This is a genomic window from Nitratidesulfovibrio liaohensis (assembly GCF_011682075.1).
Lineage (GTDB): Bacteria > Desulfobacterota > Desulfovibrionia > Desulfovibrionales > Desulfovibrionaceae > Cupidesulfovibrio > Cupidesulfovibrio liaohensis.
Genome location: NZ_VSMK01000800.1, coordinates 1 through 12,056 on the forward strand (window position 1 = coordinate 1; position 12,056 = coordinate 12,056).

Annotated in this window: 13 protein-coding genes; 2 read left to right on the top strand and 11 right to left on the bottom strand. The window is 66.0% G+C overall.

Features of this window, described 5'->3' with window-relative positions; translation table 11 throughout:
* A partial coding sequence (locus FVW27_RS19510; protein WP_167128517.1) for a phosphatidylglycerophosphatase A family protein occupies window positions 1–289 on the top strand: 289 nt, incomplete at its 5' end.
* A gap of 206 nt (window positions 290–495) precedes the next feature.
* Here FVW27_RS19510 and FVW27_RS19515 read toward each other — a convergent pair.
* From FVW27_RS19515 to hmcA, 10 genes are all read right to left on the bottom strand, one after another.
* The gene (locus tag FVW27_RS19515) at window positions 496–1,215 is read right to left on the bottom strand and encodes a LysE family translocator (RefSeq protein ID WP_167128520.1); all 720 of its coding nucleotides are present in this window, start codon (window positions 1,213–1,215) and stop codon (window positions 496–498) included.
* Between the two features lie 508 nt (window positions 1,216–1,723).
* Window positions 1,724–2,119 carry a response regulator gene (locus FVW27_RS19520; RefSeq protein ID WP_167128522.1) on the bottom strand — a complete coding sequence of 132 codons (396 nt, stop codon included), beginning with the start codon at window positions 2,117–2,119 and terminating at the stop codon, window positions 1,724–1,726.
* A 183-nt stretch (window positions 2,120–2,302) separates the two neighbouring features.
* Entirely contained in the window at window positions 2,303–2,755 is a 453-nt protein-coding gene (locus FVW27_RS19525; RefSeq protein WP_007526516.1) for an Rrf2 family transcriptional regulator, read from the bottom strand.
* Between the two features lie 107 nt (window positions 2,756–2,862).
* Window positions 2,863–3,249: a response regulator gene (locus FVW27_RS19530; RefSeq protein WP_015946219.1), complete on the bottom strand. Its 387-nt coding sequence runs from the start codon at window positions 3,247–3,249 to the stop codon at window positions 2,863–2,865.
* A gap of 169 nt (window positions 3,250–3,418) precedes the next feature.
* Window positions 3,419–4,810, bottom strand: coding sequence for a sulfate respiration complex iron-sulfur protein HmcF (hmcF, locus tag FVW27_RS19535; RefSeq protein WP_167128525.1), 1,392 nt, complete (start codon window positions 4,808–4,810; stop codon window positions 3,419–3,421).
* 56 nt (window positions 4,811–4,866) lie between these two features.
* The gene (hmcE, locus tag FVW27_RS19540; protein ID WP_167128528.1) at window positions 4,867–5,547 is read right to left on the bottom strand and encodes a sulfate respiration complex protein HmcE; all 681 of its coding nucleotides are present in this window, start codon (window positions 5,545–5,547) and stop codon (window positions 4,867–4,869) included.
* Window positions 5,548–5,563: 16 nt separating this feature from the next.
* Window positions 5,564–5,701, bottom strand: coding sequence for a sulfate respiration complex protein HmcD (gene hmcD / locus FVW27_RS19545; protein ID WP_015946222.1), 138 nt, complete (start codon window positions 5,699–5,701; stop codon window positions 5,564–5,566).
* Window positions 5,702–5,720: 19 nt separating this feature from the next.
* On the bottom strand, window positions 5,721–6,887 hold the full coding sequence (gene hmcC, locus FVW27_RS19550) for a sulfate respiration complex protein HmcC (protein ID WP_167128531.1): 1,167 nt from the start codon (window positions 6,885–6,887) through the stop codon (window positions 5,721–5,723).
* A 1-nt stretch (window position 6,888) separates the two neighbouring features.
* Window positions 6,889–8,007 carry a sulfate respiration complex iron-sulfur protein HmcB gene (hmcB, locus tag FVW27_RS19555; RefSeq protein WP_167128534.1) on the bottom strand — a complete coding sequence of 373 codons (1,119 nt, stop codon included), beginning with the start codon at window positions 8,005–8,007 and terminating at the stop codon, window positions 6,889–6,891.
* Window positions 8,008–8,028: 21 nt separating this feature from the next.
* Entirely contained in the window at window positions 8,029–9,690 is a 1,662-nt protein-coding gene (gene hmcA / locus FVW27_RS19560) for a sulfate respiration complex hexadecaheme cytochrome HmcA (protein WP_167128537.1), read from the bottom strand.
* 765 nt (window positions 9,691–10,455) lie between these two features.
* Between hmcA and FVW27_RS19565 the strand changes: the two genes are divergently transcribed.
* On the top strand, window positions 10,456–11,316 hold the full coding sequence (locus tag FVW27_RS19565; RefSeq protein WP_167128544.1) for a sugar phosphate isomerase/epimerase family protein: 861 nt from the start codon (window positions 10,456–10,458) through the stop codon (window positions 11,314–11,316).
* Between the two features lie 131 nt (window positions 11,317–11,447).
* Here the strand turns inward: FVW27_RS19565 and FVW27_RS19570 are convergent.
* A partial coding sequence (locus FVW27_RS19570; RefSeq protein WP_167128541.1) for an MBL fold metallo-hydrolase occupies window positions 11,448–12,056 on the bottom strand: 609 nt, incomplete at its 5' end.

Here is a 12,056-nt window from a genome sequence, read left to right on the forward strand (position 1 = left end):
GGCGGGCCGCGCGGCGCGCGTGCTGGGCCGGTGCGACCCCGGCAGCGTGGTCATCGACGAGGTGGCCGGGCAGTGGATGACCATGCTGCCCTTCGCCACCCTGTCGCCGCTGGGCGTGCTGGCCGCCTTCGTGCTGTTCCGGGTGTTCGACATCCTGAAGCCCGGTCCGGTGGGGGCCTCGGAATCGTGGCTGGAGGGTGGCCCGGGCATCATGATCGATGACGTGGTGGCCGGGACCTGCGCGGCGGCGGTGCTGGCCGTGCTGCTGTGGCTGGGCCTGCCGGGCTAGGGGAAGGTTGGCCGCAGGCTGACGGGACGCTGCGGAGACCCGGCGGGTACGCCCGCAACGGTCTGGAAAGGCAGCAAATGCCGCCTGACGGCACGACGGCCCGCGTATCCGGAACCTCCGGATACGCGGGCCGTCGTACATTGTGTGTGCGCGTTTGTTGCCCGATGGGCGCCGTGCGGACAGGGCGCATCACGGGCAGTGGCGTATCAGCCCCGCTCGGCCAGCGCCAGCCGGATGCCCAAATACAGGAACAGAGCGCCAAGGCAGCGGTCACCCCACCGGGCAAACCGGTCCGCCAGCGCCCCGGTCTGGAAGATGCTGCCCAGCCGGGAGGCGCCCCAAGCCACCAGCAGGTTCACCAGCGTGCCGTTGACGGTGAAGATGCACCCCAGCACCAGAAAGGCCAGCGGGGACGGTGGAGCGGCCGCGCCGCCGCCATCCACGAACTGGGGCAGAAAGGCCAGAAAGAACAGCGCCACCTTGGGGTTCAGGGCATTGGTCAGAAACCCCTGCGCGAACACCCCGCGCAGGGTTGCCTGCGGGGTCTGGGCGGTGGAGGCTCCTGTCTGTTCGTGTCCGCCTGGCACCGCCGCGTCGGGGACGACGGGGGCTGCTGTTCTTGCCGTACCCTTGCGGGCCAGCAGCATGGTGCATCCCATGTACAGCAGGTAGGCCGCACCCAGCAGCTTGACCACGGTGAAGGCCGTGGCCGACGTGGCCAGCACGGCGGACAGGCCGAAGGCCGCAGCAGCGATATGCACGGAGCATCCCGCGCCGATGCCCAGTGCCGCGACCACCCCGGCGCGCAGGCCGTGCGTGCCACACGTAGCAGACCGGGCGATGATGTACAGCATGTCCGGGCCGGGGGTGATGTTCAGCAGCAGGCCCGAGACAACGAACAGCCATATGTCGTGCACGCCGTGCATGGCGGTCCTCCGATGTTTTTGCCCTCATGCGCTTTCGGCGTTGGTGCGTCAACCCTGGGTACGGCACCCTGCGGCGTGCCCCTGCGGCGGACTTCCCAACGCCGCGGGCAGCGAGGTGGATTGCTGTGCGCGCGGACCCTGTGGATAATGTTCTTTTCATCGTTAATTGCCTGAAATTGAATGAATTAATAAGACAATACCGTGTGCGTCCCGCAGGCGATGTCCACCGCGTGCGACGCGAAACTCGTTGCGAGCGTCAGTGGTATGCACATGGTGTGCGTAATCGTGTGCATAACAAGTGTATTACGCTGAAAATATTTCATAAATGAAGATTTGTGGTGGTGGTGGGCATGATCACGGCACCGGCTGCAGACACAAAAAACCGCGCGGCCAGGCCGGGCGGTTCATTTGCTGGTGACGGCTGCAATGGCGCCGGAATAGGCAGGAAGCGGAAAGGTGGCCAAGTACCGGCGGAAACGGGACAGCCGGTGGGAGGGGGGCAGGCGGGTCAGGCCACCTGGATCAGCCCCAGGGTGCGCAGTTCCGCCAGCAGGCGGTCGAAATCCAGTGGCTTCACCAGATAGGCGGAGATATGCCCCTGTTCGAAGGCGCGCAGGGCGATATTGATGTCGGTGACGGCGGTGGTGACCAGCACGGGCACGCGGGGCAGGCCGCGTTCCGCTTCCACGGTGCGGATGCGTTCCAGTACGGTCAGGCCGCTTTCACCGGGCAGCATCAGGTCCAGCAGCACCACGTCGAAGGGGGCGCCGCCGTCCATCGCCTGCATGTAGGCCGAGAACGCTCCTTCCGCGTCGTCGGCGCAGGCGGTTTCGAAGTGCGTGCGCAGCGTCAGGTGCAGGACGCGGGCGCTGAGGGCGTCGTCTTCAACGATGAGAGCTCGCATGTGGCCTCCGGACGGCGCGCTGTCGGCGCAACACGCACGCCGTACACGGGCGCGTTGCAGGATAACCCATGCAATGTAGCCCGGAATGCCCGGAAAATGGAAGGGTGATTTTGCGCAGGAGCATGCGAGGGAACACTGCACGCGGCGGCAGTGAGGATGGGGAGGGCCTTGGTCTTGTGAGCCTTAATCCTGTGCGTGGGGCGAGATGTGGCAGGCGTTCTTGGGGCACAGGCTGGCGTCGCGCATCAGGTCGGCCAGGGTGAAGCTGTTGAGCTTCTTGTACATGGCGCGCGAGGCCTCGTCCCAGATGGTGCGCGTCAGGCACACGGCCATGCGCGGGCAGCAGGGGTTTTCCTCGTCGCAGGTGTAGGGCGCCAGCGATTCTTCCAGCGCGAACACCACGTCGCCCACGGGAATTTCCGCAGCGGGCTGGGTAAGCTGATAGCCGCCGTGCGCGCCCAGCGTGCTGCGGATGTAGCCCGCCTTGCGCAGTACCCGGATGAGCTTTTCCAGGTACTTGACGGAAATGCCCTGCCGCTTGGCAATATCGCGGATGGACACGGGGGCTTCCGTGCCGTGCATGGCGATGTCGAGCAGCATGCGGGTGCCGTATCGGCTGCGGGTGGTCAGTTTCATGCGTATGCCGTGTGGTTTGCGGCGGTGTACGATCGCCTGGTCGCTGTCCGTTTCATGCCGTGGCCGTTGCCGGGAGCCCACTTCACCACGAGCGTGGCTGTTGGCCCTTACTCGCCGAGGGCGCGCCGCACGATGCCCAGCATCAGGTCCGGGTCGAACGGCTTGTCCACGGTTCCCACGGCGTTGGGCACCATCAGGTGCAGCCCGCCAAGGCCGGTCACCAGCACCACGGGGATGTGCGCGCCGCCGGGCAGGTCCATAAGTTCGCGGTACACGCGCGGACCCCACTGGCGGGGCATCTCCAGGTCCAGGGTGACCAGGTCGGGTCGCCGGGCGCGGGCCATTTCCACGGCGTCGGGGCCTTCGGTGGCCGCGTCGGCCCTGTAGCCGTTGGTTCTGAACAGCGAGACAAGGTAGGCGGCGATGTCCGGGTCGTCTTCTACCACCAGAATGGACTTGGCCTGGGTATTCCGGGCCTGGGTGGCGTTGGCCATGGTCGCTCCGGGCCTCCGGTTGCGGGCCGGGCCGGTTGCCCGTGCCATCGTGCGAGGGGATGGGGCGTTCCGGCGGGCCGGGCGGGGGGTGGCTCTCCCCTTCCGGCGGCCATGCTGTCGCATGCGGGGCGCGGGCCTTGGCGTCCAAGGCCCGCGTGCCCGATACGATCTATTCGTCTTCTTCCTGCGGCTTCAGGTGCTCGGGCACGATGACCATGCTGATGAGCAGCGGCTTCAGGAACGACCAGCGGATGCCGATCTCGTATTCTTCCTCAAGGTCGCGGATGGCGTCCCAGCAGTTGTGGCAGGGCGCCACCACCAGCTTGCAGCCGGTGGCCAGGATCTGGTCGCGCTTGGTTTTCAGCGCCACGTTGCGCTGGTGGCGGTAACGGCCAATGCCGTTGAACCCGCCCCCACCGCCGCAGCAGTAGTTGTGTTCGCGGTTGGGAGCCATTTCGTGGAAGTCTTCCGCGATGTAGCTCATGATGATGCGGGTGTGCTTGGCAAGGCCGTGGTTGCGCACGTAGTTGCAGGAATCCTGCAAGGTCACGGGTTCCTTGATGCGCTTTTCCGGGTCGATCTTCAGCTTGCCGGTGGTCAGCGCCTCGGACACCCATTCCACGTAGTGCAGGAAGGGCACCGGGGTCTGGCCGCTGGGCAGGCCCGCCCAGTAGGGACCCTCGATGACCGTGGCGCGGTGTGCGTGGCCGCATTCGGTGCCCACGACGCGCTTGGGCCGCAGCTTGTCCACGGCGGCGTACACGCGCTCCACCTGCATCTTGCAGCCCGCCCAGTCACCGGCGAACATGGTCAGCGAGGTCTGTTCCCAGCCTTCGCTGGGCACGGTCCAGTTTTCGCCCGCCAGGTGGAACAGGATGGCGGCCTCGGCCAGGTCTTCGGGGTAGTGCTTGGGCTCGCGGGCGTTCAGCACGTACATGGTATCCGCGTCTTCCTTGTCGACGGGGATTTCCAGGCCCGGCCATTCTTCCTGCTGTTCCTCGGCCATCCATTCGCAGGTTTCCACCCAGTCTTCGGTGGTCACGTCCATCTGCGCGCCGTACACGCGGTGCATGCCGGAGCCGATCTTCAGTTCCCACGGCACGAAGCCCTGGGAGAACAGCAGCCCGCGCAGGTAGCTGAACATGACGCCCATGTCGATGCCGTGGGGGCAGTACATGCCGCAGCGGTTGCAGCAGGTGCACTGCGACCACGCCACTTCCATGGTGCGCATCATGAACGCGGTATCCACCTCGCCCTTCTTGCGCACGATTTCGCCAAGCGTGGACTGGATCTTGTAAGCGGGCACCTGCTTGGGGTCGCGGTCGTTGACCCGGTACAGGAAGCAGCTGTCCGCGCACATGCCGCAGTGGGCACAGATTTCCAGCCACGTCTTGGTACGCGACTGCAAGGTTTTCTGCAGGGTGGCCTTCAGCGCCTCTACATCAACCTCCAGCTCCGCCATTTCCTTGTAGTATTGCGCACCGCCCTTGTCGCCGAGCAGGGACTTGAGGTCCTCTTCGGTGTTGACCGGACGTCTGTTGCAGAACGTTCCTTCAGGCATGGGATGCTCCTTTCATGTCCATCGGGTCGTGGCACGGTCGGGTAACGGACGGGCCGTTACCAGGGGAAGGCCGCCCCGCGGCTGTAACCGCCGCGCTTGATGGCGTAGTCCATGCCGAGCTGGCCGCGCGACATGAAGAACAGCACGATGTGGGACAGCTTGGTGAACGGGGCCACGATGAGCAGCAGTTCGCCCGTGATGATGTGGGCGAGCAGCCACGCGTCGTAGTTGGCCACGTGCAGCCGGGCCACGAAGCCGGTGACGAACGGCGCCGCCGAAACGGCGAGGATGAACCAGTCGTAGGCGGTGGTGAGGATGCGCACCTCGGTGAGGGCGATGCGCCGCAGCGCGATCATCACTAGACCGATGATGGCGGCCACGGTCAGCGCGTCGGCGATGCCCATGGGCAGCACCGGCAGGCTGAAGCCGAACCGCTCGGCCAGGATGATGTTGTGCCCGGCAAGGAACAGCGGCACCAGCACCGCGCCGATGTGGAACAGGAAGAAGGCCACTGCGAAGTAGGGCTGTTCGCGCCAGCTCTGCGTGCCGAACGGCAGCATCCACTTCAGGGCGGAATGGATGCCGCCCTTCAGGCCGTGCGCCAGGTGCGGGCCGTAGGCCACGCGGTCGAGCTGCCAGCTCAGGCCGCGCACGTACCAGACCACGCGCGCCGCAAGGCCGCCGAAGAAGACCAGCAGCGCCACCCACAGCATGGGACCGGTGAGGAATGCGTACATGGTTTGCTCCTATGGCCTAGTATTTGCGGATCTTCTTGTCGCGCCCGGTCAGGAACAGCCAGTAGCACACGAAGCCCACCAGGGTGGCACCCATCAGCAGATAGGTGATGTTCTTGGTGTGCAGCATGAACTCGTGCAGGGTATGGATTTCCATAGCGTGCTCCTTGGCTGCCCTAGTGGGCGTCCTTGTAGTCGGGATGCTCGTACAGCACCGGCATGCGCGTGGCGATGAACCGGTAGACCGTGATGATGAGCGTCACGATGAACACCGAAACGCCGATCTCCATCCAGTGCGGGAAGTAGCGGTCGGCGGCGGGCAGGTTCCAGTTGAAGGCGATGAGCGAGACGTTGAAGCGGTTCAGCACGATGCCGAGCACCGCGTTGATGGACGCGATGCGCACCAGGGTAACGTTCTTCTCGCGCACGCCAAGGGCGTACAGGAACGAGGGCAGCGCCACGAAGCCGAACATCTCGACCAGGAACCAGGCGCCGTAGCCGGTGCCAAGGTAGGTCCAGTCGTTGTCCATGGCGATGTCCATGGTCTTGATGAAGAAGTACCCGGCAAGCACGAACGAGGCGGCCTTGCCGAAGCCGAAGATCACGCCTTCGGCCTCCTTCAGGTGGGTTTCATCCATCTTGTGGTGCAGCCCGGCGTGGGCCAGGGTGCCTTCGAAGATGACCATGGAAAGGCCCGCCACCATGGACGAGATGAAGAAGAACACCGGCAGGAAGCTGGAGTACCACAGGGGGTGCAGCTTGCCCGGGGCGATCAGGAACAGCGCGCCCAGCGACGACTGGTGGAGGGTGGACAGCACCACGCCGAAGATGGTCAGCATGATGGTCAGCTTGACCACCACGTTGCGGATCTTGCGCAGGCCCAGCCATTCCAGCGCCGCCGGGGACCATTCCACGAACAGCACGCTGAGGTAGGTGGCCACGCACAGGCCCACTTCGAACAGCAGCGAGGTGGTGCCCTGCGAGTACACCAGCGGGTAGGGCAGGCGCAGCGGATGGCCCAGGTCGTAGTGCAGCGCCACGACCACGAAGAAGTAGCCGAGGAACGCGGTGGTGATGGCCGGGCGCACCGCCGAGTGGTAGCGCTTCATCCCGAACAGGTAGCACGAGGCCGAGGTGACGTAGCCGCCGGCGGCCAGGGCCACCCCGCACAGCAGGTCGAACCCGATCCAGATGCCCCACGGGTTGTTGTCGGACAGGTTGGTGACGGCCCCGATGCCCTGGGTGAAGCGGATGAAGGTGATCACCGCGCCCACGGCCAGGATGATGCCCGTGATGATGTTGCCGGGCGTGAACAGGCCGCTCTTGGTGTTGGCGTCATGCATGTTATGCATCCTCCTTGCCTTCGCCGTCGTCGCCGTTTTCGGCGCTCTGGCCTTCGGCACGCAGGGCGGCGAACTTCTCTTCGAAGGCCTGCTCCGCCTGTTCCATGGCCTTCTTGACCTCGCGGGTCACGGCGGCGTCCTTTTCCTTGGCCGCCTTGGCCAGGGCGGTATCCAGGGCCTTGGCCGCATCGTCGCGGGCCTTGGCCAGCGCGGCCTGCACGGCTTCCTCGCGCTCTTCGGCCGCAACCTTTTCCTTGCGCTTGGAGATGGCGTAGGCGCCGGTCAGCAGCACCGGCCAGATGCCCACCACCATGGGAACGGAACCAAGGGCTCCCGCCGTGTATTCCGGCGCGGACTTGGTGCCCATTTCCTGCTGGCCCACGGCCTCGAAGGGCACGCCCGCCAGGTACATCCACGCGGTGCCGCCCATTTCATGTTCACCGTAGACATGATCCTGGTACCGGCCGGGGTTGCTGCGGATGCGGTCATGCGCGATGCGCACGAGGTCCTCGCGCTTGCCGAAGGTCAGGGCCTCCTTGGGGCAGGCCTCGACACAGCCGGGCAGCTTGCCTTCCTGGATGCGCGGGTGGCACATGGTGCACTTCTGGATCAGCGGGTCGAAGGGCTCGTCGTACTGGAAGGCGGGCACGTTGAACGGGCACGCGACCATGCAGTAGCGGCAGCCCACGCACAGGCTGCCATCGTAGGTGACGGAGCCGTCGGGGTTCTTGGTGAAGGCCTTGACGAAGCAGGCCGAGGCGCAGGCGGGTTCCAGGCAGTGGTTGCACTGCTGCTTGCGGAACACCGGATGGTCCAGACCGGCCACGTTGTACTTGTTGACCACCGTCCAGTTGTTCGAATCGGTGCGGCGCGATTTTTCAAGCACCGTCAGGTCATCGAACTTCACCTTGGGCGCGGGCAGCTTGTTCACCTCGTTGCAGCCCTGCTCGCACTTGCGGCAGCCGATGCAGCGGGTGGTATCGTGCAGCACCCCGTAACTGTCCTTGTATCCCTTGAAGCTCTGGTTGCCCGCCGCGACGGCCTTTTTCGCGCCTACTGCGCTCATGGCCGTGGAAACACCGGCGGTGCCCAGCAGGGTCAGGAATCTTCTCCTGTTCATGGATAACTCCTTACCGGTTTCCTATTTCGCGCGTTCCTTGTGACACTCGGCGCAGGCCGTATCCGCAGGCTTTTCCAGCTTCATGCGGTTGTGGCAGCCCATGCACTGCTGGTGATAGGCAGCCTTCAGGCCGGGGCGGTCGCCCTTGGCGGCGTCGAAGGGCTGGCCATGGCAGCTGGCGCACTTGGGCGGCGTCTTGCTGAGGGGGCTGTTGTGATGGCAGCCCGCGCACACGGTGGCCTTGTCGGTGTGGAACGTGCCGGCCAGCTTGTCGTCGCCGATGGCGGCCATCAGGGTGTTGACGATCTTGCGGTGCGGCAGCTTCGAGGGTTCGTACTTGTCGGACAGCACGCCGATGGTCACGAACTCGGGGATGTCGTCGGCGGGCAGGGTGCCCTTGGTGGTGCGGCGGGCGGCCAGGGTGGCGGCGGCCACGTCGGCGCGCTGCTCCTTGGTGGCCTTCAGCAGGCCGCCGTCGGCCACGGCCTTGGCGTCCATACCCACCGGATCGGCGTGGCACACCCCGCAGGCGGCTTCGGGCTGGGGCTTGGCACCGGTCTTCATGAAGCCGTGGCAGCCCGCGCAGGCGGGGGCCTGCACCTTCTGGTTGTGGCAGCCCACGCAGCTCTTCATGGAATCGGGCTGGTGCATGGCCTTCTCGATCTGCACGAAGCTGCCGTCCTTCACGCCTTCCAGCGTGTGGCAGGTGGTGCAGTTGTCGATCTTCACGTGGTGGCAGGCGCGGCAGGTGTTGCTGGCCGCTTCGTGCACCTTGTGGTTGAAGGCCACGGGCTTCATGGTGCCCTTCATGCCCTTGGGCGCGGTCTTGCCCACTTCGGGCAGGACCATGGCGGCATCGGGCTGTCCGCGTTCCAGGCGGGGCACGTCGCGCACCACCTTGAACTTGGCCTGCATGGCCGGGTCATGGCAGCCCGCGCAGGAAACGGGGCCGCTGTCGGCCTTGGCCGGGGCGGCGGCCACGCTGCGGTGGCAGGTGATGCACTGGGTGTGCGCGGCTTCGCGCAGCGAAGGCTTCTTTTCCACGCGCGCGTCGCCGTGGCAGGCGCGGCAGGAATCTTCCTTGTTCTTGACCCAGGAAAGCTTCTTGGCGGCTTCGTCGTACACGTGGTGACAGGCGCCGCAGTTCTTCTGCGGGTCGTTCACCGGCGCAATGGCCTTGGCGGCCACGTGGCGGAAGTGCAGCGACTTGTCGAGGCCTATCTGCTTCCACGAAGAGGCCATGGGCTTCGGGTTGTGGCACGAACGACATTCGCCGTCCTGCGGCCCGGTCTTCTTGCCCGCCTTGGCCTGCTCGGTGTGACAGCCGATACAGTTGGCGTGGTAGATATTCTTCAGGTCGGCGGCAGTGGTGTCCTCAAGGCGCATGAACTTGAGCGACATCTTGCCCTTGTCGTCGTTCTTGTGGCAGGTGGCGCATTCCTTGCCGGGCGCGGCGACCTTGGCCACGACCTCGGAATGCCGATCGTGCGGGAAGGTGACCTTCGGCAACTCCAGGTTGCCGAATTTCGCCATGACGCCGATCTCCACCAGGTCGGCGCGCTGCTCGCCCGTGGAGCCGGGAAGGGGCTTGGTCGTGCCCCGCGCATCCAGTCCGAAGACCGTGACCGCAGCCACGGCGACCAGAGCTCCCGCCCATCGCAGCAGTGATTTCGCGTTCATCATAGTGGCAGTCCTTTGAAATGAGTGAAACGCTTCCTCTGACAACCCTCAGTCGGCGTACCGCCAGCCGGTTCCCTGCGGCTTGCGCGGCGGCACGTTCGGACAGAGCCCTGCCACGAAACGGAACCGCGCCAGTGCCCCCCATGCCGGGGCACCCGCGTATGGTCCGAACCGTGGTTCCTCCCTGTGGCGTTCGCGCTATCCTGATGTGTGTCCTGTGATGCCGCGTGGTTACGCGGTAGGCGCAGGCGCATGCACCGGGGTTTTTCCGACCGTTGGCGTCGGTCGGAAGGCACGCGAATACCCTACTTCTAGGGTATGGAATAATTCCTACCGGAGGGGTATGCGATTATCAAGGGTGCGTCAAGCACATTCTGCGGAAAATCGGGGTTGCTTGAAGCGTTTGGATGACTGTCATTATTTGCTGAAATAATTCATTAAAATTTGGTATGTAAGCGGTTGCAAACCGGCCTTTTTTAGTCCGGATTAAGGCGGTACGCGGGGTGGCGGCGGCGTGGTTTTGGTGAGGGTGCGTAAAAAAAGGCGGGATGCGCGTGAAAAGGGGGCGGATGCCTCGATACGGGTGCAGGATGACCCAAATGCGGGGTGCGGTGTGCCAAAGGCGGGGGGTGGGCTGCGCAAAACGGGGTGAGGTCGTTTTGAAGGGCGCGCCGCCGCACGTCGGGCATCACCTGGCTGACCATTCCGTGCAGGCTTGTCCCCAGTTGCGTGGTTGGCCCCGTGCGGGCGCTGTGCTACACGGCCCTCATGCATACCTTCGTGAATCTTCCCCTCAGCTGGGTCGCGCGCGACCCGGCATGGCTCGACCGTTTCGTGGCCGATGGGCTGGCTCCGGAACTGGGCCTGGACACCTTTGCCGTGCAGGAACTGACGCCGGACTGGCACCGCGACACCGCGCGCCGCCTGGCCGAAGCCGGGTTGCCGTGCGCCGTGCACCTGCCGTTTTTCGACCTGCACCCCGGCAGCCTCAACAACTCTGTCCTGACCGCCAGCCGCGACACCCTGCGCCGCGCGGCGGAACTGGCAGCCCTGTACGCGCCGCGCCACATGGTGGGGCACGCCGCCTTCGACCACAGCCAGCATGGCGGTGACTTCGACGCGTGGTTGGAGCGGGCCTGCGGCACATGGGCGGCGGTGCTGGAAGTGTGCGATGCGCTCGTGCACATCGAAAATACCCATGAGCGCGACCCCGAACCGGTGGCCGCGCTGGTCGATGCCCTGACCGGCCGTTTCGGCGTCCGCGCGGGCATCTGCTTCGACGCCGGGCACTGGCACAGCTTCGCGCGCGGCGCACAGCGGCGCGACCTGCGGCGCTGGCTGGATGCCTTCGCCCCGCGCCTTGCCCACCTGCACCTGCACGACAACGACGGCAGCGACGACCAGCACCTGGGCCTGGGCACCGGGTCCATTCCGCTGGACGACCTGTTCGGCGGGCTCATCGCGCGGGGGCTGCACCCCACCGCCACCCTGGAGCCGCACGACGAGGCATCCTTTGCCGTGTCCCGCGCCTGGCTGGCCGCGCGCAAGCACTACGTGGACGTGCTGACGCCTCCGAATGCCCCCGCCGCCGCGCCAGGCGACGCCTCCACTGCCGCCCCCGGCGCGTGACCGAGCGTTCGTCGCGTCAGCCTTCACTCTTCGCCTTTCACACAGGAAACGCGCCGCCGGTATCTGCCGGACGGCGCGTCGTTCATTGCGGAATCTGGGGATGCGATGTGACGGCAACGGCCGCCCTCCGGCTACAGCCCGTCGGCGTAGTGCACGGGCAGCCAGGCGTAGCCGCCCTTGCCGCCATTTCTGGCCCGCACCCGGCCCAGACCGGGGAAGGGCAGGTGCGACCCGGCCACCCAGCAGCCCTCGGCGGCCACCTGGGGCAGCAGGCGCAGGCGGGTGCCCACGGCGGCCTTTTGGTCCACGTCGAAGTCGATGGACACCTCCGGCCGGGCGAACTGCACCGGGGTGCTGTGGATGATGTCCGCCCAGAACAGCAGCGCCGCGCCGCCAGAGGCCACGCGAAAGCCGCAGTGCCCCGGAGTGTGGCCGGGCAGATCCACCGAAGTGATGGAGGGCAGTTCGGGCAGGGGCGCGGCGCCCGGTGCGAAGGTGTGCAGCCGCCCGGAATCCTTGTAGGGGGCCAGCGCCTTGCGCAGGGCCAGCAGCCCGGCCCTGCGGCCCTCCGGCGCGGCGGCGAAGGTGGCGTCGCTGGTCCAGTAGTCCAGTTCCGGGGCGCTCACATGCACGCCGGCATTGGGGAACACCCGTGCCCCGGCGGCGTCCACCAGGCCCAGCGCGTGATCCGGGTGCAGGTGCGAGAGCAGGACATGGCCGATGCGCTCCGGGGGGTGCCC

What these genes read in the sequence shown, in the direction of transcription:
- FVW27_RS19515 (WP_167128520.1), bottom strand. Translation starts at nt 1,215, where the DNA reads ATGCACGGCGTGCACGACATATGGCTGTTCGTTGTCTCGGGCCTGCTG.
- FVW27_RS19520 (WP_167128522.1), bottom strand. Translation starts at nt 2,119, where the DNA reads ATGCGAGCTCTCATCGTTGAAGACGACGCCCTCAGCGCCCGCGTCCTG.
- hmcD (WP_015946222.1), bottom strand. Translation starts at nt 5,701, where the DNA reads ATGGAAATCCATACCCTGCACGAGTTCATGCTGCACACCAAGAACATC.
- hmcE (WP_167128528.1), bottom strand. Translation starts at nt 5,547, where the DNA reads ATGTACGCATTCCTCACCGGTCCCATGCTGTGGGTGGCGCTGCTGGTC.
- hmcF (WP_167128525.1), bottom strand. Translation starts at nt 4,810, where the DNA reads ATGCCTGAAGGAACGTTCTGCAACAGACGTCCGGTCAACACCGAAGAG.
- hmcC (WP_167128531.1), bottom strand. Translation starts at nt 6,887, where the DNA reads ATGCATGACGCCAACACCAAGAGCGGCCTGTTCACGCCCGGCAACATC.
- hmcB (WP_167128534.1), bottom strand. Translation starts at nt 8,007, where the DNA reads ATGAACAGGAGAAGATTCCTGACCCTGCTGGGCACCGCCGGTGTTTCC.
- hmcA (WP_167128537.1), bottom strand. Translation starts at nt 9,690, where the DNA reads ATGATGAACGCGAAATCACTGCTGCGATGGGCGGGAGCTCTGGTCGCC.
- FVW27_RS19530 (WP_015946219.1), bottom strand. Translation starts at nt 3,249, where the DNA reads ATGGCCAACGCCACCCAGGCCCGGAATACCCAGGCCAAGTCCATTCTG.
- FVW27_RS19525 (WP_007526516.1), bottom strand. Translation starts at nt 2,755, where the DNA reads ATGAAACTGACCACCCGCAGCCGATACGGCACCCGCATGCTGCTCGAC.
- FVW27_RS19565 (WP_167128544.1), top strand. Translation starts at nt 10,456, where the DNA reads ATGCATACCTTCGTGAATCTTCCCCTCAGCTGGGTCGCGCGCGACCCG.